The organism is Asanoa ishikariensis (assembly GCF_900107455.1).
GTDB lineage: Bacteria > Actinomycetota > Actinomycetes > Mycobacteriales > Micromonosporaceae > Asanoa > Asanoa ishikariensis.
This window is the reverse complement of record NZ_FNQB01000001.1, coordinates 424,943-446,157: the sequence shown is the minus strand read 5'-3', so window position 1 is coordinate 446,157 and position 21,215 is coordinate 424,943. Positions and strand designations below refer to the sequence as shown.

The 21,215-nt window shown below is 70.0% G+C and carries 24 protein-coding genes; 14 read left to right on the top strand and 10 right to left on the bottom strand.

Annotated features, from left to right (window positions below; translation table 11 throughout):
* Positions 1–107: 107 nt before the first annotated feature.
* Positions 108–587, bottom strand: coding sequence for a MarR family winged helix-turn-helix transcriptional regulator (locus BLV39_RS02175; protein WP_090791048.1), 480 nt, complete (start codon positions 585–587; stop codon positions 108–110).
* Positions 588–698: 111 nt separating this feature from the next.
* Here BLV39_RS02175 and BLV39_RS02170 point away from each other — a divergent pair, with 111 nt between their 5' ends.
* The 4 genes from BLV39_RS02170 to BLV39_RS02155 all read left to right on the top strand — a co-directional run bounded on the left by BLV39_RS02170 (position 699) and on the right by BLV39_RS02155 (position 2,896).
* Positions 699–1,055, top strand: a complete 357-nt coding sequence (locus tag BLV39_RS02170; RefSeq protein WP_239084072.1) for an STAS domain-containing protein — start codon at positions 699–701, stop codon at positions 1,053–1,055.
* Between the two features lie 69 nt (positions 1,056–1,124).
* On the top strand, positions 1,125–1,421 hold the full coding sequence (locus tag BLV39_RS02165; RefSeq protein ID WP_090786502.1) for a LapA family protein: 297 nt from the start codon (positions 1,125–1,127) through the stop codon (positions 1,419–1,421).
* A 441-nt stretch (positions 1,422–1,862) separates the two neighbouring features.
* Complete coding sequence (locus BLV39_RS02160; protein WP_090786500.1) at positions 1,863–2,300, top strand: organic hydroperoxide resistance protein; 438 nt, start codon at positions 1,863–1,865, stop codon at positions 2,298–2,300.
* 101 nt (positions 2,301–2,401) lie between these two features.
* Entirely contained in the window at positions 2,402–2,896 is a 495-nt protein-coding gene (locus tag BLV39_RS02155; RefSeq protein WP_204083012.1) for a beta-class carbonic anhydrase, read from the top strand.
* Here the strand turns inward: BLV39_RS02155 and BLV39_RS02150 are convergent.
* From BLV39_RS02150 to BLV39_RS02140, 3 genes are read right to left on the bottom strand one after another with little or no spacing between them, the layout of a single operon-like run.
* Positions 2,893–3,726: an LLM class flavin-dependent oxidoreductase gene (locus tag BLV39_RS02150; RefSeq protein WP_090786499.1), complete on the bottom strand. Its 834-nt coding sequence runs from the start codon at positions 3,724–3,726 to the stop codon at positions 2,893–2,895. The genes BLV39_RS02155 and BLV39_RS02150 overlap by 4 nt on opposite strands.
* Before the next feature lie 17 nt (positions 3,727–3,743).
* A complete protein-coding gene (locus BLV39_RS02145) occupies positions 3,744–4,235 on the bottom strand; it encodes a GNAT family N-acetyltransferase (RefSeq protein WP_090786497.1) in 492 nt (163 codons plus the stop codon).
* A gap of 43 nt (positions 4,236–4,278) precedes the next feature.
* Positions 4,279–4,509: a hypothetical protein gene (locus BLV39_RS02140; protein ID WP_090786495.1), complete on the bottom strand. Its 231-nt coding sequence runs from the start codon at positions 4,507–4,509 to the stop codon at positions 4,279–4,281.
* 317 nt (positions 4,510–4,826) lie between these two features.
* On the opposite strand from BLV39_RS02140, the gene BLV39_RS02135 reads away from it, so the two are divergent.
* From BLV39_RS02135 to BLV39_RS02120, 4 genes are all read left to right on the top strand, one after another.
* Positions 4,827–5,900, top strand: coding sequence for a helix-turn-helix domain-containing protein (locus BLV39_RS02135; RefSeq protein ID WP_090786494.1), 1,074 nt, complete (start codon positions 4,827–4,829; stop codon positions 5,898–5,900).
* Positions 5,888–7,033, top strand: coding sequence for a hypothetical protein (locus BLV39_RS02130; protein WP_143049609.1), 1,146 nt, complete (start codon positions 5,888–5,890; stop codon positions 7,031–7,033). The genes BLV39_RS02135 and BLV39_RS02130 overlap by 13 nt, the downstream gene beginning before the upstream one ends.
* 35 nt (positions 7,034–7,068) lie before the next feature.
* The gene (locus BLV39_RS02125) at positions 7,069–7,860 is read left to right on the top strand and encodes a PIG-L deacetylase family protein (RefSeq protein ID WP_239084073.1); all 792 of its coding nucleotides are present in this window, start codon (positions 7,069–7,071) and stop codon (positions 7,858–7,860) included.
* Between the two features lie 94 nt (positions 7,861–7,954).
* On the top strand, positions 7,955–9,715 hold the full coding sequence (locus BLV39_RS02120; RefSeq protein ID WP_090786491.1) for an adenylyl cyclase: 1,761 nt from the start codon (positions 7,955–7,957) through the stop codon (positions 9,713–9,715).
* A 130-nt stretch (positions 9,716–9,845) separates the two neighbouring features.
* On the opposite strand, the gene BLV39_RS02115 is transcribed toward BLV39_RS02120, so the two are convergent.
* On the bottom strand, positions 9,846–11,312 hold the full coding sequence (locus tag BLV39_RS02115; protein ID WP_090786489.1) for an MFS transporter: 1,467 nt from the start codon (positions 11,310–11,312) through the stop codon (positions 9,846–9,848).
* Between the two features lie 114 nt (positions 11,313–11,426).
* Between BLV39_RS02115 and BLV39_RS02110 the strand changes: the two genes are divergently transcribed.
* Entirely contained in the window at positions 11,427–12,032 is a 606-nt protein-coding gene (locus BLV39_RS02110; RefSeq protein WP_090786487.1) for a TetR/AcrR family transcriptional regulator, read from the top strand.
* On the opposite strand, the gene BLV39_RS02105 is transcribed toward BLV39_RS02110, so the two are convergent.
* From BLV39_RS02105 to BLV39_RS02090, 4 genes are read right to left on the bottom strand one after another with little or no spacing between them, the layout of a single operon-like run.
* Positions 12,029–12,379, bottom strand: coding sequence for a DUF2255 family protein (locus BLV39_RS02105; protein ID WP_176984735.1), 351 nt, complete (start codon positions 12,377–12,379; stop codon positions 12,029–12,031). The genes BLV39_RS02110 and BLV39_RS02105 overlap by 4 nt on opposite strands.
* A 27-nt stretch (positions 12,380–12,406) precedes the next feature.
* Complete coding sequence (locus BLV39_RS02100) at positions 12,407–13,552, bottom strand: low temperature requirement protein A (RefSeq protein ID WP_239084074.1); 1,146 nt, start codon at positions 13,550–13,552, stop codon at positions 12,407–12,409.
* 10 nt (positions 13,553–13,562) lie between these two features.
* Positions 13,563–14,228, bottom strand: a complete 666-nt coding sequence (locus BLV39_RS02095; protein WP_090791040.1) for a response regulator transcription factor — start codon at positions 14,226–14,228, stop codon at positions 13,563–13,565.
* A complete protein-coding gene (locus BLV39_RS02090; RefSeq protein WP_090791042.1) occupies positions 14,225–15,445 on the bottom strand; it encodes a sensor histidine kinase in 1,221 nt (406 codons plus the stop codon). Before BLV39_RS02090 ends, BLV39_RS02095 begins: the two co-directional genes overlap by 4 nt.
* Before the next feature lie 129 nt (positions 15,446–15,574).
* On the opposite strand from BLV39_RS02090, the gene BLV39_RS02085 reads away from it, so the two are divergent.
* The 5 genes from BLV39_RS02085 (at position 15,575) to BLV39_RS02060 (ending at position 20,483) form a co-directional block, all read left to right on the top strand.
* A complete protein-coding gene (locus tag BLV39_RS02085) occupies positions 15,575–16,471 on the top strand; it encodes an ABC transporter ATP-binding protein (protein WP_090786483.1) in 897 nt (298 codons plus the stop codon).
* Entirely contained in the window at positions 16,468–17,262 is a 795-nt protein-coding gene (locus BLV39_RS02080) for an ABC transporter permease (RefSeq protein ID WP_239084075.1), read from the top strand. The genes BLV39_RS02085 and BLV39_RS02080 overlap by 4 nt, the downstream gene beginning before the upstream one ends.
* A gap of 477 nt (positions 17,263–17,739) precedes the next feature.
* Entirely contained in the window at positions 17,740–18,126 is a 387-nt protein-coding gene (locus BLV39_RS02075) for a YchJ family protein (protein ID WP_090786481.1), read from the top strand.
* A gap of 456 nt (positions 18,127–18,582) precedes the next feature.
* On the top strand, positions 18,583–19,593 hold the full coding sequence (locus tag BLV39_RS02065) for an FAD-dependent monooxygenase (RefSeq protein ID WP_090786478.1): 1,011 nt from the start codon (positions 18,583–18,585) through the stop codon (positions 19,591–19,593).
* 29 nt (positions 19,594–19,622) lie between these two features.
* Complete coding sequence (locus tag BLV39_RS02060; protein ID WP_090786476.1) at positions 19,623–20,483, top strand: LysR family transcriptional regulator; 861 nt, start codon at positions 19,623–19,625, stop codon at positions 20,481–20,483.
* On the opposite strand, the gene BLV39_RS02055 is transcribed toward BLV39_RS02060, so the two are convergent.
* Positions 20,480–21,199, bottom strand: coding sequence for an SDR family oxidoreductase (locus BLV39_RS02055; protein WP_090786474.1), 720 nt, complete (start codon positions 21,197–21,199; stop codon positions 20,480–20,482). The two genes, BLV39_RS02060 and BLV39_RS02055, sit on opposite strands and share 4 nt — an antisense overlap.
* Positions 21,200–21,215 lie beyond the last annotated feature (16 nt).

The window sequence follows — 21,215 nt, the reverse complement described above, 5'->3', positions numbered from 1 at the left end:
CCAACTCGGTCATGCGTCCCTCCCGGGTCCGCGACGTCGGCGGCCTTCCGGTCGGCCAGCCGACGCACCTCGGCCGCGACGAACCACCCCGTCCAGGGCCAACTCCCTCATCCGTCCCTCCCCGGGTCCGCGACGTCGGCGCGCACCTGGTCGAGCAGCCGGCGCAGGGCCGGCAGGGCGGCGGCGATGGCGGCGCGGTCTTCGGGGTCCGCGCGGTCCAGGGCCTGACCGAGCAGCGCGGCCCGGGCGGCCCGCCAGGCCGCGATCCGCTGCCGCGCCTTGTCGGTCAGCGTGAGCCGGGCCGCGCGCCGGTCGGCCGGGTCCGGCTCGCGTTGCAGGAGGCCCGCCTCGACGAGCTGGTTGACCAGGGTGCTGACCGAGTTGCCGGCCAGGTCGAGTGCCGAGGCCGCGGCGGCGATGCCGATGCCGGGCTGGTTGGCGACCACGAACAGGAGCTCGCGCTGGGCCTCCGGCAGCGGCGGCACCGCGACCGCCTCGGCCGTGCGGCGCCGGGAGAGCCGGCGCAGGCCGGCGGTGATGGACATCAACTCGCCGACTACCTCCGCGCTGTGACTGCCGTCGGTCATCTTCATAAAGTACCTCGTACACAGAGGTAATTCCCGGCACCCGCACTTGTTGTCCGTTGTATGACCTAGAGCGAAGTTACGGTTTGGCGGAAGACGAGAATGGGGGTTCTCGTGCGCATCTCAGTTGCCGAGGCGCCAGCCGGCGGCGTGACGATCGTGAAGCTCGCTGGAGAGCTCGGCGTCGACACCGCGGCGGAGCTCGCGATGGCCATCGAGGAGCTGCTCGATCGCCCGACGAACCGCATCGTCATCGACCTGGCACTGCTCGGCTTCTGCGACTCGATCGGCCTGTCCACCTTCGTAGACGCGCATCGGCGGTGCGCGGCCGAGGGTGGCTATCTCGCGCTCGCCGCGCCGTCCCCGTTCATTCACAAGCTGCTCGGCGTGGTCGGCCTGACCCGCCAGGTCCCGGCCTACGCGACGGTGGCATCGGCCTGCGCCGGTGGCGACGAGGGCCGACTGCGCTGATGCCTTCTGTGCGGATTTTTCGGATTCAGGGGCTAAAGTTAGGAGTAGTTATGGGATGAGGTGACTGGCATGAGTCGGTCCGTTTCCAGCAAGGGCACGCTGCCCGACGAGATGCGCCGCACCAAGATCGGCTGGTCGTGGATCATGCTGATCATCGGGCTGATCCTGTTGGCCTTCCTTTTGGTCTTCGTGCTGCAAAACCTCGACAGCGTGCGCATCCACTTCCTGACCGTCGACTTCACGATGCCGCTCGGCGTGGCCCTACTGCTGGCCGCCATCGGCGGCGCGCTGATCGCGTCGATTCCGTTCGCGGCCAGGATCCTGCAGCTCCGCCGGGCAACCCGCAAGGAACGCAACTGGCGCTAAGCCCGGGTTTCGCATCCGGGGGCCGGACCACGACGGGCCCGGGGTGCCCGCCTGGCTGCACGACACCTCCATCCGACCGAGGCGCCGGGCACCCCCACCCGGCCTAGGCGCCAGGCACTTCCACCCGGCCTGGGCGCCAGGCATTTCCACCCCGCCTTGGCGGGTGGCACTTCACCCCGCCTAGGCGGGAGGCACCTTCACCCGGCCCAGGCGCCAGGAACCTTCACCCCGCCCAGGCGCCAGGCACCCTCACCCCGCCCAAGCGGTAGGCACCCTCACCCCGCCCAGGCGCCAGGCACCCTCACCCCGCCCAAGCGGTAGGCACCCTCACCCCGCCCTCGACGGCAGGCACCTTCACCCCGCCCAGGCGCTCCAGGCACCCTCACCCCGCCCAGGCGCCAGGCACCTTCACCCGGCCTAGGCGCGAGCTAATTTAGCTGCATGGCAAAGGTTCTTTATACCGCTGAGGCCCACGTGGCCGGCGGTCGCGCGCACGGTCACGCCCGTACCTCCGACGGCGCGCTCGAGGTCGACCTCCGCACTCCTGTCGAGATGGGTGGCGAGGGCGGCGGCACCAACCCCGAACAGCTCTTCGCGGTCGGCTACGCGGCCTGCTTCGAGTCCGCCCTGGCCGGCGCGGCCCGGCGTGGGCACGTCGAGGCCGGCGACGCGACCATCGACGCCAAGGTCGGCCTGCTGCCCACCGGCACCGGCGGGTTCACGCTGGTCGTCGACCTCGACGTCACCCTCCCCTCGATCACCGACCCGGACCAGGCAGTCGAGCTGGTACGGGTCGCGCACTCCATCTGCCCGTACTCGAACGCCACCCGAGGCAACATCGACGTCAACCTGACCGCCAACGGCAAGCCGGTCGACTAGCGGCCCGTACCCGGGCCCGGCTGGGATTTCGTCCGTGACATGCACGGCAAACCGCGGGAAGTTGTCGCCGGCCGGGCCGCGGGTCTGTTGTACTCCACGTTGTGTCCGCCATTGACCACCTCTTGCACGCCAACGAGTCCTACGCCGAGACGTTCCCGGGGCCCCGCCCCCAGCGGCCGAAGCTGCGGCTGGCCGTCGTCGCCTGCATGGACTCCCGGCTGGACCTGTTCGGCGCACTCGGTCTCGAGATCGGTGACGCCCACCTGATCCGCAACGCCGGCGGCCTGCCGACCGAGGACGTGCTCCGGTCACTGGCGGTCAGCCAACGCTCCCTGGGCACTCGCGAGATCGTGATCATCCATCACACCGAGTGCGGCATGGAGGGCTTCGACGACGACGCGTTCCGCGAGCGCCTCACCGAGGAAACCGGCGTCGAGCCCCACTGGAACGTGCCGGGCTTCAGCGACATCCGGCAAACCGCACGAAAGTCGATCGCGACGGTACGGGGCTGCGCCTGGTTGCCGCACCGCGACGACGTACGCGGCTTCGTGTTCGACATCGCCACCGCCCGCCTCGAAGAGGTCGCGGCCGACTAGCCCAGTTTGGGCAGCACCTCGGTCGCGATCCGCTCGACCATCGCCGGGTCGTCGGTCCACACCGGGTCGTCCGGGCGGGGGTGATGGAACACCAGGTCGGTGAACCCGAGCTCCTGATAACGCCCCACCAGGTCGACAAACGCGTCAACGCTGGCCAGCGGCCGGTCGGCACCGTTGTCGGCGAGCAGGATCCGATCGATCCGCCGCCCGGACTCGTCCAACCGCGCGGCGTTCGCCCGGATCTTCTCGGGGTCGCCCTCGGTTATCCACGCGTCCGCGTACGCGATGACGGTCTTCATGGTCCTCGGCCCACCGGCGGCGACCGCCAGCGGCAGGCGTGGCCGCTGCACGCAGCCAGGAATCATCCGCGCCTCGTCGACCGTGTAGAAGTCGCCGCGGCGCGAGGTCGCGGGCTCGCGCAGAAGCTCGTCGACGGTGCCGACGAACTCGTCGAGCCGGGCCGCGCGCTCCCCGGGTGCGAGCACCTCCCCACCGAGCACGGTGGCGTCGAACCCGATCCCACCGGCGCCGATGCCGAGCGTGAGCCGGCCGTCGCTGATGTGATCAAGGGTCATGGCCTCCTTGGCCAGCGTGACCGGGTGCCGGAAGTTGGGCGAGGACACCATGGTCCCGAGCCGAATCCGGTGCGTACCGGCGGCGATCCCGGTCAGCCATGGAATAGCGGCGTGCCAGGGCTGTTCGCGGTAGCGGCGCCAGGAGAGATGGTCGTATGTCCAGAGATGGTCGTAGCCCATCTCCTCGATCCGCTGAGCCAACGCCAAGCTTTGCCGCCAGGGATCGGTCGGCAGCAGTAGAACCCCGATTCGCACCCGCCGACCCTACCGAGTCAGCCTGAATCGAGATCCTTGACGAAGATCCGGCAAAGGTCCGGCACCGTTCGTACCGTGCCGTCCGGTGCGTACTCCTCCCGAACGGTTTCGGCGATCCCGTGCTCCCACTCGCGGTAGCCCAGCCTCGTCCACCAGCGGGCCACGTGGTCCTCGTCGAGGTCGACGCCGGCGGCCAGCCGGCCGGCCATCCGCACCTCGTCCAACTCCTCGGCCTCCCGGACAAGCGCCTTGCCCCGGCCCCGGTTGCGCAACCCCGGCGCCACATGCAGACGATGCACGAACGGAACGCCGGGCAGGAGGATCCGGACCATGTCCTCGTCGGCCGGTTCCCAGGTGACGTAGACGGCCCCCGTCGGCTCCTCGCCTTCCCAGGAGGTGAGTACGACGCCCTGACGTTTCAGGCGATGACGGTAGAAGGCCGTCCGCTCCGGACCGAGGACACGCTCCAGATAGAGCATGTCCTCAGCGGACGCCGGCCGGATCTCCACATGGACATGGTGCCGGTCGAAGGTGAAGTCGCGTCAGGTCCGCTTATGCGCGAACCGCCACGACGACCATCACGACCGCCACTCCGACCAGCAGGGTGGCCGTGAAGAGCGCGGTGATCGCGATCCGGAGCAGTTGCACGGCATGCGCGATGACCTCGCCGAACTGCCGGAAGAACAGGAATGCCGCGATCATCATGAACGCGAGGACGGCGACGATGACAGGGGTGGCACTCGTACCCTTGGCCAGGGTGGACAGAGCGGTTACCGTGGACATGACGGACTCCTTGCCTTAGACCCGCAGGAGCTGTTTTCGAAGACACCCTCGGTAGCCGCCGAGGGTGTCTCCTTTTGCCCTGTCGCAGCCGTCGCCTGCCGGGACGACAACTGCTAGGCTCTCCGCGATTTACCTCCTCTCGTAAAGATTCAGTAACTTCGCTTAAGCCAAAGGCTAAACTTCAGCGCAGAGCTGAAGCAAGGCTGTTACTGTCCTTCTTAGAGCACCGCTAGCCGTGAATGTGGCATTCATGCGCGCTCATGCACGCGAAGACGGCAACTTCAGCCCTGACTGAAGTTGACTGAAGGAGACTTGCGATGGCCGGCGACAGCGACCCCGGGCAGACGCTCGCCGCACGCCTGCGCGCACTCCGGTCCAGCGAGTGGCCAGAGCAGGTGAAGCAGCACCAGGTGGCCCGCGCACTCGGCGTCAGCGTCCCGCTGGTCTCCTCCTGGGAGCGGGCCGAGGCAGTGCCACCCGCCGAGCGGATCATCGCGTACGCACACTTCTTCGCGACTTCGCGGTCTATTGAGGACGGCCGAGCGGCCCTGCGGGACGACCTGTCGACGGACGAGCAAACGCGGCGACGGGCGCTCGAGGACGAGTTGACGGCGCTGCGCTCGGCGGCGACCGGCGCAGCCGGTGCCACCCAGGTCTCGCCCGCGTTGTACAACTATCCGCCCGCGGCCGGGCCATGGTATTTCGCCGACGGTGCGCCCGTGACGATCGTCTGCGGCGAGCTACCGCCCGAGCGGCGCGCGGACGCCATCTACTCGGATCCGGCCAGCCCTGACTACGTGGATCTCTACCGGTTCGCCGACGTGGACTCCCTGATCGAGCTGCAAGGACACGTTCGGGCGGCCAATCCGCGCAGCGAAGTCTCGTTCACGCTCACGTCGTTGTTAAGACCGGATCACCTCACCACCCACCTGGTTCTGCTCGGTGGCATCGACTTCAACGAGGTGACCCTCGCCGTGCTGGACTCGCTGGGCACTCCCGTCCGGCAACAGACGCGGCTCACCGACAACCCCGAGGATGAAGGCGCGTTCGAGGTGCGCACCACCGGAGCAGAGCATCGGCCGATCATCGCCAAAGACGGCACGCGACGCGTCCTGGTCGAGGACGTGGCCCATTTCTGCCGCGGCCAGAACCCGTACAACGCTCGGCGGACCGTGACCGTATGCAACGGCATGTTCGGGCGCGGGGTGTACGGCGCGGTCCGTGCGCTGACCGACGCCCGCTTCCGCGATCGGAACGCCGCTTACGTGGAAAGCCACTTCGCCGAGGCGCGGACCTACAGCATCCTGGCCCGAGTCAAGGTCGTGGGCGGCAAAGTGGTCACGCCGGACTGGACCATCTCCGACAACATCCTCCACGAGTGGTCGGAGTGACCGCGCGGCTCGCTCGACGACCGGAGATCGCGGCCAAGCCGCGCCATCACCTGTCGCACGCCAGCCTGCTGCATTACGTCGACCGCCCGGTCAAGCCCGCCGACCTCGACGCGATCATCGTGCCGACGGCCCGGCCCACGGTCTATCTCAGCTACGCGCTCCGGCTCGCCAAAGAAGTTGGTTGCCCGGTGCTGGCGCTGTGCAGCTTCCGCGCGAACGCCGACGAGGCATATCGGGCGGCTCGCCGGCTGGGCGTGCAGCTCATCGCGACCGACGTACACGGTGGGGTGGCACTGCCGGAGCTCTCCACATCGGCGTTGCTGGCCAGCGGCAGGTTCCGGCGCCGGGGCGACCTGAGTATGAAGCGGAACCTCGGACTCGCCCTGTCGAAGATGTTGGGCTGGGACCGGGTCGCGTTTCTGGACGACGACATCAGTTCCGTGCTCCCCGACGACATGCGCGCCGCCGCCGGTCTGCTCGACCGGTTCAGCGTGGTCGGGCTGCGCAACGCCGGCTTCCCCGACAACTCGGTGGTTTGCCATGCGTTGCGCGCGGTCGGAGTCAAGCAGGGCATGTTCGTCGGCGGCGGTGCGATGGCGGTGCGGGCCAGCCGGACCACGACGTTCTTTCCCGACATCTACAACGAGGACTGGTTCTTTCTCCTGAGCGAAGACGGTCTGAGCCGCGTCGCCGTCACCGGGCGGATGGTGCAGGAGGCCTACGAGCCGTTCCGCACCACTGCTCGCGCGAGGGAGGAGGAGTTGGGTGACTGCCTCGCCGAGGGCATCTACGCGCTGCTCGACGACGGCGGCAAGGTCGACGACGCCAACCACGACTTCTGGGCGGCGTTCCTCGAAGACCGGCGGGCCATGGTGGACCGGATCATCGCGGCGCTACCCGGTCGCGCGAACCTCACCGGCGAAGAGAAACGCCGGATCGCCGAAGCGATGAAGGCTTCCCACGGCCGGCGCCTGTTCGTCACTCCGGACTTGTGCGTGTCCTACCTTCGGGCGCTGGAGGCGGACCGGACGATCTGGCGGGACCACGTCGACCGGTTGCCGACAGACCTCAAACCGCGGTCGGCCCTGCAGCACTTGGGGCTGACGTCCAGCCATGTCCACCGACCTCGCTGACGACGCGTACGCGCAGGCGGGGCTAGGGTTTGCTGGTGACTGACGTTCTGCTGCCGGCGCTGCCGGAGGACTGGGACCGCGCGATGGCCGTGGCCGCGCACCCGGACGACATCGAATACGGCACGGCCTCCGCCATCGCGCGGTGGACGGCCCAGGGCAAGACGGTGACCTACCTGCTCGCCACCCGCGGCGAGGCCGGCATCGACTCGATGTCGCCGAAGGAGGCCGCGCCGCTGCGCGAGCAGGAGGAGCGGGCCGGTGCGGCCCAGGTCGGCGTCGACGTCGTCGAGTTCCTCGACCACCGCGACGGCGTTGTCGAATACAGCACCGCGCTGCGCCGCGACATCACCAGGTCGATCCGGCGGCACAAGCCCGAGGTGATCCTCTCCGGCGCGTTCTCGATCCGGATGATCGGCGGCATGACCAACCAGGCCGACCACCGGGCCGTCGGCCTGGCCGCCCTCGACGCGGCCCGCGACGCGGGCAACCGGTGGATCTTCCCGGAGCTCGAGGACGAGGGCCTGGAGCCCTGGAACGGCGTGCGTTTCGTCTGCTTCGCGGGCGCCGAGCGGCCCAGCCACGGCGTCGACATCACCGGTGAGCCGCTGCAGCGCGGCATCGCGTCCCTCGCCGCGCACGACGAGTACACCAAGGGCCTTGGCGGCTCCGGCCCGGAGCCGGGACCGTTCCTGACCTGGATGGCGGGGATGGGCGGGCCGGCGCTGGGCGTGCAGCACGCGGTCCTTTTCGACGTGCACGCGCTGCGCTTCGAAGGCCCGCCGCCGTCGGCACAGGGCACCCAGCCACCGGTCGTCACCGATATCTGACCGCTCGACACCTAGCGCGACACCCTCGTCACCGTGTAGAAACGGGTCGATGTGAGAGAGCGCTCTCACATCCCGTCCCCGTTAAGGCAGGTCGATGAGAACCGTCCGTCTTCTCGCAGCCGCCGCTACGGCGGTCACGTTGACGGCTGCTGGCGTACTCGCCGTACCCAGCAGCGCCGCCGCGCATCGCGGTGGGCCCGACTTCGGTCCTAACGTCTTCGTCTACGACCCGAGCACGCCCGCCGCCGAGATCCAGGCCAAGTTCGACGAGCTATTCGCACAGCAAGAGAAGAACGAGATGGGCACCAACCGGTACGCGGTGCTCTTCAAGCCCGGCCACTACGACGTCAATGCCCGGCTCGGCTACTACACCAGCGTCTCCGGGCTCGGTCGCAACCCGGCCGACGTCGACATCACCGGGGCCGTGCGGGTGGTCGGTCAGGTCAACCCCAACGTTCCCGGCGGCGTCTCGGCTCTGACCAACTTCTGGCGCTCGGCCGAGAACTTCACGGTCACGCCGACCGACTGGTCCAACCAGTGGGCGGTGTCGCAGGCCTCACCGATGCGACGCGTACACGTCAAGGGGATTCTCTGGTTGGAGCCCGGCAACGGCGGTTACTCCAGCGGCGGGTTCATCGCCAACTCCAAAGTGGATGGCATCACCATCAACGGGTCCCAGCAGCAGTGGCTGACCCGCGACAGCGAGCTCGGCGACGTCTGGACCAACGGCGTGTGGAACCAGGTGTTCTCGGGCGTCACCGGCGCGCCGCCGACCGGCTTCCCGAACCCGCCCTACACGACGCTGGCCAGCAGCCCGGTCAGCCGCGAGAAGCCCTACCTGTTCGTCGACGACCGCGGGAAGTACCGGGTCTTCGTGCCCTCGCTGCAGCACGACACGGCCGGCACCACCTGGTCCGACGGCAGCGAGCCGGGCTCGTCCATCTCGATCGACGACTTCTTCATCGCCAAGCCCGGCGACAGCGCGGCCCGGATCAACCTGGCCCTCGCGTTGGGCAAGAACCTGTTGCTCACCCCCGGCGTCTACCACCTGGACCGGCCACTGCGGGTGCTGCACAAGAACACCGTGGTGCTCGGGCTCGGCATGCCCAGCCTGGCTCCGGACACCGGCGAGGCGGCGTTGAAGATCGCCGACGTCGACGGGGTCAAGGTGGCGGGCGTGCTGGTCGACGCCGGCGCACGCGAGTCCGACACCCTGATCGAGGTCGGCTCGAAGTTCAGCCACAAGGACCACTCGCGTAACCCGACCTCGCTCCAGGACGTGTTCATCCGGATCGGCGGGCCGTGGGTCGGCCGGGCCAAGACCAGCCTCGTGGTCAACAGCGACGACACGATCCTGGAGAACATCTGGGCGTGGCGTGGCGACCACGGCAACGGCATCGGCTGGACGCAGAACACCGCCGACGTGGGAGTTGTGGTCAACGGCGACGACGTCACCGCGTACGGCCTCTTCGTCGAGCACTACCAGAAGTGGCAGACCATCTGGAACGGCGAGCGTGGCCGGACGATCTTCTATCAGAGCGAGCTGCCGTACGACCCGCCGAGCCAGGCGGCGTGGACCAGTCCGACCGGCAACGGCTGGGCGTCCTACAAGGTCGCGCCGTCGGTGCGTAAGCACGAGGCGTGGGGGCTGGGCGTGTACTCGTACTTCAACCAGGGTGTCGACATCCGGGCCGCGCGCGGCATCGAGGTGCCGGACCGGCCCGGGGTGCGGTTCCACAACATGATCACCGTCTTCCTGGACGGCAGCGGTGGCATCGAACGCACGATCAATGACGCGGGTACGCCCTGCGTGGGCTCGTTCAGCACGAGCGCGCTGACGGAGTATCCCGCCTGAAGCGGCTCGAGGGCTCGCCCGGACCGGGTGCGAGCCCTCGGGCCTTAGCGCATACGTAGGCCCGCACTGAGCCTCTACGCGCGCACGAAGGCCCGCGCCGAACCGGCGCGGGCCTTCGTAGTCCCCCCGATCAGACCGTGACCGCGGTCCGGTCCTCGACCTCGTCCTCTTCGTCGACCGCCACCGGCTGGTTCTTGAGCCCCGGCAGCAGCCAGACGGTGAGCAACGCACCCAGCGCGGCCAGCCCGGCGCCGGCCAGCAGAGCGAGCTGGAAGCCGTCCGTGGCCGCCACTCCCGGGTTGTTGCCGCTGGTCAGCGACGACGTGGTGGCTGCCGTGGCGATGGCGACCGTGATCGCCAGGCCGATCGACGCGCCGACCTGCTGAGTCGTGTTGATCAAGCCGGACGCGAGGCCCGACTCGTCACGCCGGGCACCTGCCGTGGCGGCCAGGGTGACCGGGATGAACATCAGCGCGCCACCGATGCCGGCCAGCAGCGAGGGCCCGAGCAGCTCGGTCCAGTAGCTGCCCTGTGCGGTCAACAGCGACAGCCAGACCAGCGAACCCGCGGTGATCACCATGCCGATCACCAGCGGCGTCTTGAACCCGAACTTGGTGACCCAGCGCGAGGTCAGCCCGGCGAACGCGATCAGCGTGATCGCGAACGGGAGCTGGCCGAAGCCGGCCTTGATCGGGCTGTAGCCCCAGACCTGCTGCATGAACAGCGTCAGCACGAAGAACATCGGGAACACCGCGCCGGTCACCAGCAGGGCGACCAGGTTGGCGCTCCGCAGCGTCTTCTGGCGGAAGACGTGCATCGGCACCAACGGGTGCTTGGCCCGCGACTCGATCACCACGAACGAGACCAGCAGGGCGATCGCGATCGCACCGGAGGCCAGGGTCTGCGCCGCCAGCCAGCCGGCGTTGTTGCCGTCGACCAGCGCGTACACGCCGAGGGCCAGACCCGCGGTCACAGTGATCGCGCCCATCACATCGAAGCCACTGGCAGTGACCCGGTCGCGTGCGGCGGGCAGCAGTCGCGGTGCGAGTGCCAGTGCCGCGATGCCGATCGGCACGTTGACCCAGAGGACGGCTTCCCAGCCGATCCATTCGGTGAGTACGCCGCCGAGGATCGAGCCGGCAGCACCGCCGGCGCCGGCGACCGCGCCCCAGACACCCAGCGCGCGGTTGCGCTCCGGGCCGGCGGCGAAGATCGTCATGAGCAGGGACAGCGCGGCCGGTGCCACCAGCGCGGCGCCGATGCCCTGGGCGGCGCGGGCGGTCACCAGCATGCCCGGGGCCTGCGCGAGCCCGCCGACGATCGACGCGGCGACGAAGAGCCCGAGGCCGGCCATGAACATCCGGCGTCTGCCGAGGATGTCGCTGACCCGGCCGCCGAGCAGCAGGAAGCCGCCGAAGGTCAGCGTGTAGGCGTTGGTCACCCAGGACAGCGAGTCCTGGGAGAAGCTCAGTTCACGGCCGATCGACGGAAGCGCGACGTTGACGATCGACGCGTCGAGGACCAGGACAAATTGGGTAACCGCGAGCAGGGCCAGAGCCCAGGTCTTGTGCGGCGTGGCGCTTTCCGCGCGACTCATCGGCGCGATCCCCCCGGAGTGGTTTGAAGTGGAAGTCGAATTCCGCTTCCGCTATGCTCCGAACTTACGGAATCGAGATTCCGGTTGTCAATCGGATTCGGTAGGATCAGCGTGATGACCACCACAGCTCAGCCCAGCCAGCCCGCGGCCAGGAGCCTGCGCCCGGTGCTGGCCGGCGCGCCTCGGCCGATGCGCGGCGACGCCGCCCGCAACCGCGCCCGGGTGCTCGACGCCGCCCGCGCCGCCTTCGCCGAAGACGGCGCCGAGGTGCAGATGGAGCAGATCGCCAGACGCGCCGGGGTGGGCGTCGGCACGCTCTATCGCAACTTCCCCACCAAGCAGGCGCTGATCAACGAGCTGGCGCAGCGCTGGATGGACGAACGGGTCGAGATCGCCGATCAGGCGCTCTCCATGCCCGACCCGGCGGAGGCGTTCGGCTGGTTCGTCCGCCGCACAGCCGAGGACATGGCCGGCGACGCCGGGCTGTGCCACATGTTCGGCGAGCACTCCGCCGGCAACTGCGAGATGCCGGACCTGCTCGTGGAGCGCACCGAGATGCTGCTCGCCCGCGCCCGCGAGGCCGGTGCGGTCCGCGCCGACGTGAGCGTCAGCGACTTCCAGGCCATCCTCGGCGGCCTCTCGGCGGCGATCGCCCAGACCGAGAAGTGGGAGCTCTTCGCCGAAATGCTGGTCACGGGCCTACGCGCTCCGTGCCCCTAGATCACGACTCGGAGCGTGCACTCGCGCGCTGAAGCCGCGACCATCTCGGTGGTCCCGCTCTGGCCCGCGTACTTGGCGCGGTAGGCCTCGTCGACCGCGGCCAGGGTCGGCTCGTCGGTGACCACGGCCAACGCCGCCGGGTAGCGGTTCCGGCCGTCGACGAAGGTGGCGTGCCACGTGCGGACGGCCCGCCGGTACCACTTCGACTCCGGGCCGTAGCCACTGCGCACGTAGGGCACCCCGGCCACCACGACCGCCCAGATCGGCGTTTCCACCTCGCCGCCCGAGCGCAGGTCGGTCGCGATATGGACGACACCGATATCCGCGAAATAGTCCAAAGCCCCCACGAACGCCAGCGTACGGCGGCCGTACCGTCAGCGCCCGAAGGTGTGCAGGTTCGTGCTGCGCGATCGCACGAGCTCTGGCAGGTCCTCGAGGATCAGGCTGACCGCCATGATCGCCAGGATCGCGCCGGCCTGGGCCGTGGCGTCGACGCGGCCGATGAAGATGGTGAGCAGCACCAGCGCCGCCGCGACCAGCCGGTGCGGCACGCCGTTGCGGAGTCCCATCACCAGCAGGAACACGGCGTGCCCCACCAGGAAGAGCGCCGCACCGGCCGCCAGAGCCGCCGCGCCGCTCCATTCGAGCGATTCGAACGCCGCCGGAATCGCCTCCTTGATGCCCGCCGAGAACAGCACGATGCCGATGATCATCGGGAAGTGGGCGTGGCCGAACGCCCAGATCGCTATCCAGGCGCGGCGGGCCGGGTCGGCGATGGCGCCCAGGGCCGCGAGCGAGCGCTCTTCGTCACCCGCGAAGTACGCCCACCAGAAGTAGTAGGCGACGCTCAGCCCGATCAGCGCGAGCAGCAGCGAAGCCCCGTTCAGCTCCACACCGGCGAAGCCGAGTCCGATGGAGACGATCGACTCGCCGATCACGATGAGCATGATGAGCCCGTGCCGCTCGACGAAGTGCCCCGCGATCAGCGAGACGCCGCCGAGGTGGCGCAGGAACGGGATCACGCCCTGCACCACGAGCGCGCCGCCCCACCACGCTGCCCGCTGGCCGTCCGGCATCATGCCACCGGCCAACACCAACCCGGCGGAGATCAGGTTGAGCGGCGCGAACCCGAGCGCGGCGCGGAACGCGGACGGACCCGCCGAGTGCAGGAAAAGCACGCTGTGGGCCACGTTGACGACCAGGAACCCGACGCCGAACGCCCAACCGTCGGCCCCGAACGCTTCCGGGATCGCCAGCGCGATGATCAGGAAGCCGGCCATCCCGACCAGCAGCATGCTGCGCCGGAAGGTGCTGGTCGGCGCGACGGCATTCGTGAGCCAGGCGTAGGCCGAGTACATCCACCAGATCAGCGCCAGCATCAGCACCGTCTCGCCGAGCGCCGCCCAGCCGAGGTCCTCGGCCAGCGTGTCGGTGAGCTGCATGACGGTGAACACGACGACGAGGTCGAAGAACAGCTCCAGGGTCGAGACCCGAACGGTGGGCTCCAGCGGTGCCGTCACCCCGCGAACCCTAGGTCAAACCGGCATCCTGCGCGAGAAGAGCGACCTGGACGCGGTTGTTGAGGTCGAGCTTGGTGAGCATCCGGGTCATGTGCGCCTTGACCGTGGCCACGCTCATGAACAGCTCGGCGCCGATCTCCGCGTTGGACTTGCCGCGCCCGACCGCGACCGCGACCTCGATCTCCCGCTCGCTGAGCCGGGCGAGCAGTTCGCGGGAACGGTTCCGGCGAGCGTCGGCGCCGTCGTCGGCCACGTGGGCGATCAGCCGGCGGGTCACCCGGGGCGAGAGGATCGGTTCGCCCGCGGCGACGCGGCGTACGGCCTGCACGATCTCGGCCGGCGGCGTGTCCTTGAGCAGGAAGCCGCTGGCGCCGGCCCGCAGCGCGCGCAGCACATATTCATCCGCCTCGAAGGTCGTCAGCACCAGCACCTCCGGCGCGCCCGCGACCCGCCGCAGCCGCTCGGTGGCGGTCAGCCCGTCCATCTTGGGCATCCGGATGTCCATCAGCACCACGTCGGGGCGGACCTCGGCCACCGCCGCGGCGACCTCGCTGCCGTCGGCCGCCTCGCCGACCACCGTCAGTGCCGGCGTGCCGCCGAGGATCATCGAAAGTCCGGCTCGCACCAGCGGATCGTCGTCAACGATCAAAACCCGGACAGGAGCCTCGTCAGTCATGCTGGCCACGGTAGCCAGGCGCGTAGCTCGAACTCGCCCGCATCCGTGCGGCCGTGTGTCAACTGGCCCCCGGCCAGCCCGGTGCGCTCGACCAGGCCCACGATGCCCGTGCCCGCGCCGGGGATCGATGCCATCCCGCCCACCGGCGCCGGGTTGCGCACCAGAACGGTCAGGCCGTTGCCGGGCGTGCCCTCGAAGCTGACGTCGACCAGCACCCCGGCGGCGTGCTTGCGGGCATTGGTCAAACCCTCCTGGACGATGCGGTACGCGTTGCGACCGACCGCCGCCGGCACCGCATCGAGGTCGTCGACGCGGCAGTCGACCCGCACTTTCATCCCGGCGCCGCGGGACTCCTCGATCAACGCCGTCACGTCGGCCAGGGTCGGCTGCGGGCGGATCGGCTCGCCGTCTTCCTCGCGGAGCACGCCGATCACCTCGCGCAGGTCCTGGAGCGCCTGGTGGGCACTGCTGCGGATCACCGCGGCGGCCTTGGCGACCTCGTCCGGAGGCAGGTCGGGGCGGATCTCCAGCGCGCCCGCGTGCAGGCTGAGCAGCGAGATGCGGTGGGCCAGCACGTCGTGCATCTCCCGGGCGATCCGGGCGCGTTCGAGGTGCTGAGCCTGGGCCACCCGGAGCTGCTGCTCGGACTCGGCCCGCACCGCCCGGTCGTGCAGCGACACCACCAGTTGGCGCCGCGCCCGCACGAACATTCCCCACGCGAACACCGCGGCGGTCGCCAGCACCGCGAACGCGGTCACCAGCCAGTAGGGCAGATCCGGGTCCGGCCGCCACGCATAGAAGATCGGCGCAGTGGCGGCGTTGAGCAACGCGATCGTGGCCGAAATGCCCAGGCGGCGGTGCACCGCCACGGTGAACATGGCAATCATGGCGACAACTGCGGCCGTCATCGAGACACCGCTGACCGGCACCATGATCAACGCAATGGCGACCGGCCAGCGTCGACGCAGCCAGAGCGCGGCGGGCGAGAGTGCCCCGAGACCGATGTCGAGCCAGCGCGCCCAGGTGGCCAGACTGTCGTCGTTAAAGACGCTGGCCGCGAGCCCGACCACGGACAGCAGGGCCACCACGAAGATGACCCAGTCGACGACCCAGTCGCGGGTCGAGCGCCGGACCGGCTGCTCCGAGTCGAACGCGCGCAGCAGACCGCCCGGCAGCAGGGACGGAATGTCCGGACCGTCACGGGTTGCCACACTCATGATCAAATGGTACGGCCACCCGGTGTACTCGGCATCAGACCAAAGTCGGTATCGGTCGACTACCTTCGGCGCGCGCCATCGACCTTGGCCCGAAGCGGTGGACCATCCGACACCCGCAGTCTTAACGGCATGATCAGTGTGACCAGCTTGACGAAGCGCTACGGGGCGCATACGGCCGTCAACGACGTGTCGTTCGAGTGCGCGCCAGGCACCGTGACCGGCTTCCTCGGCCCCAACGGCGCCGGCAAGTCGACCACGATGCGGATGATCACCGGGCTCACCCCGCCGACCGCCGGGGAGTCGACGGTGGCCGGGAAGCCGTACCGGCAGCTACCCAACCCCGGCCGCGAGGTCGGCGTGCTGCTCGACGCGTCCGCACAGCACCCGGGGCGGACCGGCCGCGAGGTGCTCACCCTGTCGGCCCGCACGCAGGGGGTGGACTCGGCCCGGGTGGACGAGCTCCTGTCGCTGGTCCAGTTGGCCGGACCGGCCGCCGGGCGGCGGGTACGGGGCTACTCCCTCGGCATGCGGCAGCGGCTCGGCATCGCGCACGCCTTCATCGGCGACCCGCGGGTGCTGATCCTCGACGAGCCGGCCAACGGTCTCGACCCCGAGGGCATCTTCTGGATGCGCGGCCTGCTGCGTGACTTCGCCGACCGGGGCGGCACGGTGCTGCTCTCCTCCCACCTGCTGCGCGAGGTGGAGGCGGTCGCGGATCGACTCGTGGTTATCGGGGGCGGTCGAATCGTGGCCAACGGCACCAAGGAGGAACTGCTCGCCGCCGGTGGCGTGCGGGTGCGCGCGCTGGATCCGGGCACGCTCCAGAAGGCCCTGGAACGGGCCGGCCTGGCCGTGACCGCCGGGGCCGACGGTGCGCTGTCCGTGCAGGCCGAGGCCGAGCAGGTCGGGCAGGTCGCGGCCAGCATCTCGGCCGTCCTGCTGGAACTGCGCCCGGTCGACACCGGTGGCCTCGAAGAACTGTTCCTGACCCTGACCGCCGGCGAGGCCAAGGAGACCGCACGATGACCGCCACCCTGACCGAGACGCGGGCGCCCATGGCGGCGCCCCGGACATTCCCCCGGCCCGGGTTGATCCGACTCACGGGCATCGAACTGCGCAAGATGGCCGACACCCGCGCCGGCCTCTGGCTGATCATCGCGACCGCCCTGATCTCGGTCGCGATCGTGGTGATCCAGTTGTTCGCCGCGGACCCGCCGGACCAGACGTTCGTGAACATGTTCCAGACGACCCTGTTCCCGGTGGCCGTGCTGTTGCCGGTCCTCGGCATCCTCTCGGTGACCAGCGAGTGGACCCAGCGCACGGCGCTGACCACGTTCGCGCTGACCCCGCAGCGGCAGCGGATCGTAGTGGCGAAGGCCCTGGCCGCGGTCGTCCTCGGCATCCTGGCGCTGGTACCCAGCCTCGGCTTCGCCGCGATCGGCAACGTCATCGCGGGTGGCATGGACTCGGCGGCCGGGAGCTGGTCGTTCGGCGGGCTGCTGCTGGCGTACGCGCTGCTGTTCAACGTCGTGAACGTGCTGTTCGGCCTGGCCTTCGGCATGCTGTTCATGAACTCGGCCGTGGCGATCGTGCTGTACTTCGTCGTGCCGACCGTCTGGTCGGTGCTCACTCAGATGATCTCCGGCCTGAAGACCACCTCGGAGTGGCTGGACCTCTCGGTGACCTCGACACCGCTGTTCGAGAACGCGGCGCTGAGTGGCGGGGAGTGGGCAAAGCTGGCCGCGTCCATCGGCCTCTGGGTGGTACTGCCGGGCGTGCTGGGCCTGGTCCGCCTGCTCAAGCGCGAAGTGAGCTGAGCTTTCCTGATTGGGTGGGCGGTCGCGGGTCGGGGGTCCCGCGGCCGCCCACTGCTCTGTCCGGCGGTCGCCGGCTGGTCTCCCGTGGCGCCTGCCGCCCTGTCTGGCGGTCGCGGGCTGCGGTCCCGAGTCCGCCCGCCGCCGTGTCTGGCGGTCGCGGCTCGGAGGTCCGGCGCGCAGCCCGACGCTCCTTCTGGCGGTCGCGGCCTTGAGTCCCGCAGCGCCCGCCGCCCTGTCTGACGGTCGCGGCTCGGGGGTCCGGCGCGCAGCCCGACGCCCTTTCAGGCGGCCACGGCCCGGAGCTCCGCAGCGCCCGCCGCCCTTTCAGGGGGCGCGGCCCGGAGTCGCGCCCGCCGCCTTGTCTGACGGTCGCGGCTCGGGGGGGCCTGGCGCGCCGCCCGCCGCTCTTTCTGGCGGCCGCGGGCTGGGGGTCCCCCGGCCCGCGGCCGTCGCTGCGCCTGTCGCGAGAATGGCGTGATGGCGAAGCGTGCGTGTCCCTGCGGCTCCGGGCGCGACTATGCCGAGTGCTGCGGCCCGCTGCACGGGGGCACCGCTACCGCGTCGACGGCGGAGCAGTTGATGCGGTCGCGCTACAGCGCCTTCGCCGTGGGCGACGCCGAGTATCTGCTGCGCACCTGGCACAGCAGCACCAGGCCGGAGTCGCTGGAGCTGGATTCTGCGCAGCGTTGGGTGCGCCTCGAGATCCTCGACACGGCCAAGGGGGAGGAAGCCGATCCGACCGGGGTGGTCGAGTTCCGGGCCTTCCACCGGCATCGCGGCCAGAGCGATGACCTCCATGAGCGCAGCCGGTTCGTCCGGGAGGCCGGCGCATGGGTTTACGTCGGCCCGCTGCCGCTCCGCTGACCGTGCAACGCCAGCGTGCCGGCCGTCTGGGTCAGCCCAGTGCTGCGGCACCGACCGCCAAACAGCAGCGGACCGGCAGCCTCGCCCAACGACGACCCACAGCCGCCCAACATCGGCGAACCGACAACCTCGCCCGACGACGGCCAACGGCCGCCCGACATCGGCGAACCGACAACCTCGCCCAACGACGACCCACAGCCGCCCCACATCAGCGGGCCAGCAGTCTCGGGCAACGACGACTGAGTGCTGCTCCGCTGACGGCCCGCGCAGAGCGGGCCGGCCGGGGCGCTCTGGTTCTGGGCTCTTCGCAGTGAGCATGTCCGTCGCGGGCCTGGCAGTGGAGCGAAGCGGAGCGGTCTCCGGCGGGAGCGACGGTCCGGACCGTCGCGGACCCGGGCCATGTCCTGCTTGCGACCAACCAATATTTCGTCAAGGTTGTGGAGGAGAGTGGGCGCCATGACCCCACGGGTGTTGATTGTTGGTGGCGGTATCGCTGGGCTTGGCGCCGCGCATGCGCTCCAGGCCAAAGGGATCCGGGCCGACATCTTCGAGCGCAACCCCCGGCCCGACGCCGAGGGGACCGGGATCTACCTGCCTGCCAATGCGGTGCGGGCGCTCACCATGCTCGGTTTCGGCGAGGCGATCCGCAAGGCCGCGCACGAGATCCAGCAGGTACGGCTGCTCGACCATCGCGGCCGCGCCCTGATCGACCTGGCGATCGACGACGTGTGGGGTGGCATCGGGCCCAGCGTCGCGGTGCGGCACGCCGACCTGCGGCGGATTCTGCGCACCGACGTCACGGTGAAGAGCTTCGAGCCGGCCGACGCCGCCGATTACGACCTGGTGATCGGGGCCGACGGGATTCGCTCGGCGGTACGCGAGTGGGTCTTCCCGGACGCCGCCGCCCCGCGGCCGGTTGGGGAGTTGGCCTGGCGGTTTGTCGTCGACGGCTACCCCGTGGAGCACCTGTGGTGCACCTGGCAGGGCAAGGGCCGCACGTTCCTCGCTGTCTCGCTGGGCGACGGGCGGGCCTACTGCTACGCCGACGTGACCGCGGCCACGCCGCCGGACGACTGGCGGGCGCTGTTCGCCGAGTTTCCGGAGACGGTGCGCGATCTGATCGCGCGGGCGGGCGACGTGCACTTCGGGACTATCGAGGAGGTGTTCCTCGACGACGTGGTCCGGGGCAAGACCGTGTTGATCGGGGACGCCGCGCACTCCTACTCGCCGAACATGGCGCAGGGCGCCGCGCTTGCCCTGGAGGACGCGCTGGTGCTGGCGGACCTTCGGGGTGACCTCGACGCGTACGCCCGGCGCCGGATCGACCGGGCTCGTTGGGTACGCGACCAGACCCGCCGCCGGGACATGGCCCGGCACCTGCCTCCACCGGTGCGCGATCTGGTGCTGCGGCGGCTGGGGCCACGGCTGTTCCGGGCCGCGTTCAAGCCGCTCCACTGCGAGCCCTGACCCCACGCCGCCGCAGGTAGCGTTGGGGCGTGGATCTTGATTTGCGGAAGTTGCGGTATTTCGTCGCTGTGGCGGAAGAGCTGAACTTCGGGCGGGCCGCCGAACGGCTCCGGATCGCGCAACCCGCCCTCAGTCGCCAGATCCGCGCGTTGGAACAGGATCTCAAGGTCGAGCTGTTCGACCGCTCGAGCCGTGGCACCGCGCTCACCGATGCCGGCCGGCGGTTGCTCGACGACGCCCGGCCGTTGCTCGCTTCGGCGGACGCGGTGGAAAGGCGGGTGCGGTCGGGCGGTCGGTTCACCGTCGCGTTCATGCCGGGCATCCTGGTCACCGCGGCCGTACGCGAGTTCGCGGCCGAGTTTCCCGACCTGGCCGTCGAGGTGTTGCGCACGTCGTACCACGAGCAGGCGGCGGTCCTGCTCGACGGCCGGGCCGACGTCAGCTTCGTGCGGATGCCGGTGCCCGCGACCGGGTTGACGATCGTGCCGTTGTTCGCGGAGCCGCGGGTGGTCGCGGTGCCGGCCGAGCACCGGCTGGCCGGGAAGGACCGCGTGCACGTCGCCGACCTGGCCGACGAGCGCCTGCTCCAGGACCCGGACGTGGTGCCGGAATGGCGCGACATCGCCCGGGCGGCGCGCGAAGGCGACCCCGCACCGTGGCGCTCGCGGCCACTGTCCACCATGGAGGAGAAGCTCGAGCACGTGGCGGCGGGACAGGGCTTCATCGTGGTGCCGCAGTCCGCCGCCGCGCTCTACACCCGGGCTGACGTCGCCTACGCCGAGCTCGACGGGGTCGCCGACAACCAGGTCGCGCTCGCGTTCAGCGCACAACGCGGCGGGCCGGAGCTGGACCGGTTCGTGGAGATCGCCGTTCGGCAGTTCGGGGCCTAGACCAGCAGGGCGCCGCCGTCCACGCCGAGGATCGTGCCCGTGGAGAAGGGCTGGTCGATCAGGTACGCGTACGCCCGGGCGATCTCGTCGGTCTCGCCGACCCGGCCGACCAGCATTGCCTCGCCGACCTGGCGGAAGTAGGCATCCTGGGCGTCCTCGCCCAGGCCGGCCCAGAGCGGAGAGCGGGTCACCCCGGGCGCGACGGCGTTGACCCGCACCGGCGCTAGCTCGATGGCCAGCGCCTTGGTCAACGCGCTCACCGCGCCGCAGATGCTGGCCGCCACCGACCAGCCCGCCGACGGGCGCTCGCCCGCCGATCCGGTGGTGAGGGTGATCGAACCTCCTGCGCGGATCCGGGGCACCGCGTGCTTCACGGCCGTCAGCGCGCTGAAGAACCGCAGGCCGAAGAACTCCTGTGCCTGGTCGAGCGGCATGTCCTTGACAGTGAGCAGGCGCAACGGCTCGCCGGCCGTGTAGACCAGGTGGTCGAAGGGTCCGATCCGGTCGAACACCGCCTCGATGGCGGCCTCGTCCCGCAGGTCGGCCACCGACCCCTCCGTGCCGGCCGGCAGCTTGGCGAGCGCCCGGTCGACGCTGGCCTGCCGGCTCGACACGACGACGACCTCGGCGCCGCGTGCGCTCAGCAGGTCCGCCACCGCGAAGCCCAGTCCGGAGGTGCCGCCCAGCACCACTACCCGTTGCCGTTGATCAGTCATGCGACCAACCGTGCGC

Excerpts from the sequence above, each read along its gene's own strand:
- BLV39_RS02175 (WP_090791048.1), bottom strand. The coding sequence starts at position 587 with ATGACCGACGGCAGTCACAGCGCGGAGGTAGTCGGCGAGTTGATGTCC.
- BLV39_RS02165 (WP_090786502.1), top strand. The coding sequence starts at position 1,125 with ATGAGTCGGTCCGTTTCCAGCAAGGGCACGCTGCCCGACGAGATGCGC.
- BLV39_RS02160 (WP_090786500.1), top strand. The coding sequence starts at position 1,863 with ATGGCAAAGGTTCTTTATACCGCTGAGGCCCACGTGGCCGGCGGTCGC.
- BLV39_RS02140 (WP_090786495.1), bottom strand. The coding sequence starts at position 4,509 with ATGTCCACGGTAACCGCTCTGTCCACCCTGGCCAAGGGTACGAGTGCC.
- BLV39_RS02135 (WP_090786494.1), top strand. The coding sequence starts at position 4,827 with ATGGCCGGCGACAGCGACCCCGGGCAGACGCTCGCCGCACGCCTGCGC.
- BLV39_RS02120 (WP_090786491.1), top strand. The coding sequence starts at position 7,955 with ATGAGAACCGTCCGTCTTCTCGCAGCCGCCGCTACGGCGGTCACGTTG.
- BLV39_RS02115 (WP_090786489.1), bottom strand. The coding sequence starts at position 11,312 with ATGAGTCGCGCGGAAAGCGCCACGCCGCACAAGACCTGGGCTCTGGCC.
- BLV39_RS02110 (WP_090786487.1), top strand. The coding sequence starts at position 11,427 with ATGACCACCACAGCTCAGCCCAGCCAGCCCGCGGCCAGGAGCCTGCGC.
- BLV39_RS02095 (WP_090791040.1), bottom strand. The coding sequence starts at position 14,228 with ATGACTGACGAGGCTCCTGTCCGGGTTTTGATCGTTGACGACGATCCG.
- BLV39_RS02090 (WP_090791042.1), bottom strand. The coding sequence starts at position 15,445 with ATGAGTGTGGCAACCCGTGACGGTCCGGACATTCCGTCCCTGCTGCCG.
- BLV39_RS02085 (WP_090786483.1), top strand. The coding sequence starts at position 15,575 with ATGATCAGTGTGACCAGCTTGACGAAGCGCTACGGGGCGCATACGGCC.
- BLV39_RS02080 (WP_239084075.1), top strand. The coding sequence starts at position 16,468 with ATGACCGCCACCCTGACCGAGACGCGGGCGCCCATGGCGGCGCCCCGG.
- BLV39_RS02075 (WP_090786481.1), top strand. The coding sequence starts at position 17,740 with ATGGCGAAGCGTGCGTGTCCCTGCGGCTCCGGGCGCGACTATGCCGAG.
- BLV39_RS02065 (WP_090786478.1), top strand. The coding sequence starts at position 18,583 with ATGACCCCACGGGTGTTGATTGTTGGTGGCGGTATCGCTGGGCTTGGC.
- BLV39_RS02055 (WP_090786474.1), bottom strand. The coding sequence starts at position 21,199 with ATGACTGATCAACGGCAACGGGTAGTGGTGCTGGGCGGCACCTCCGGA.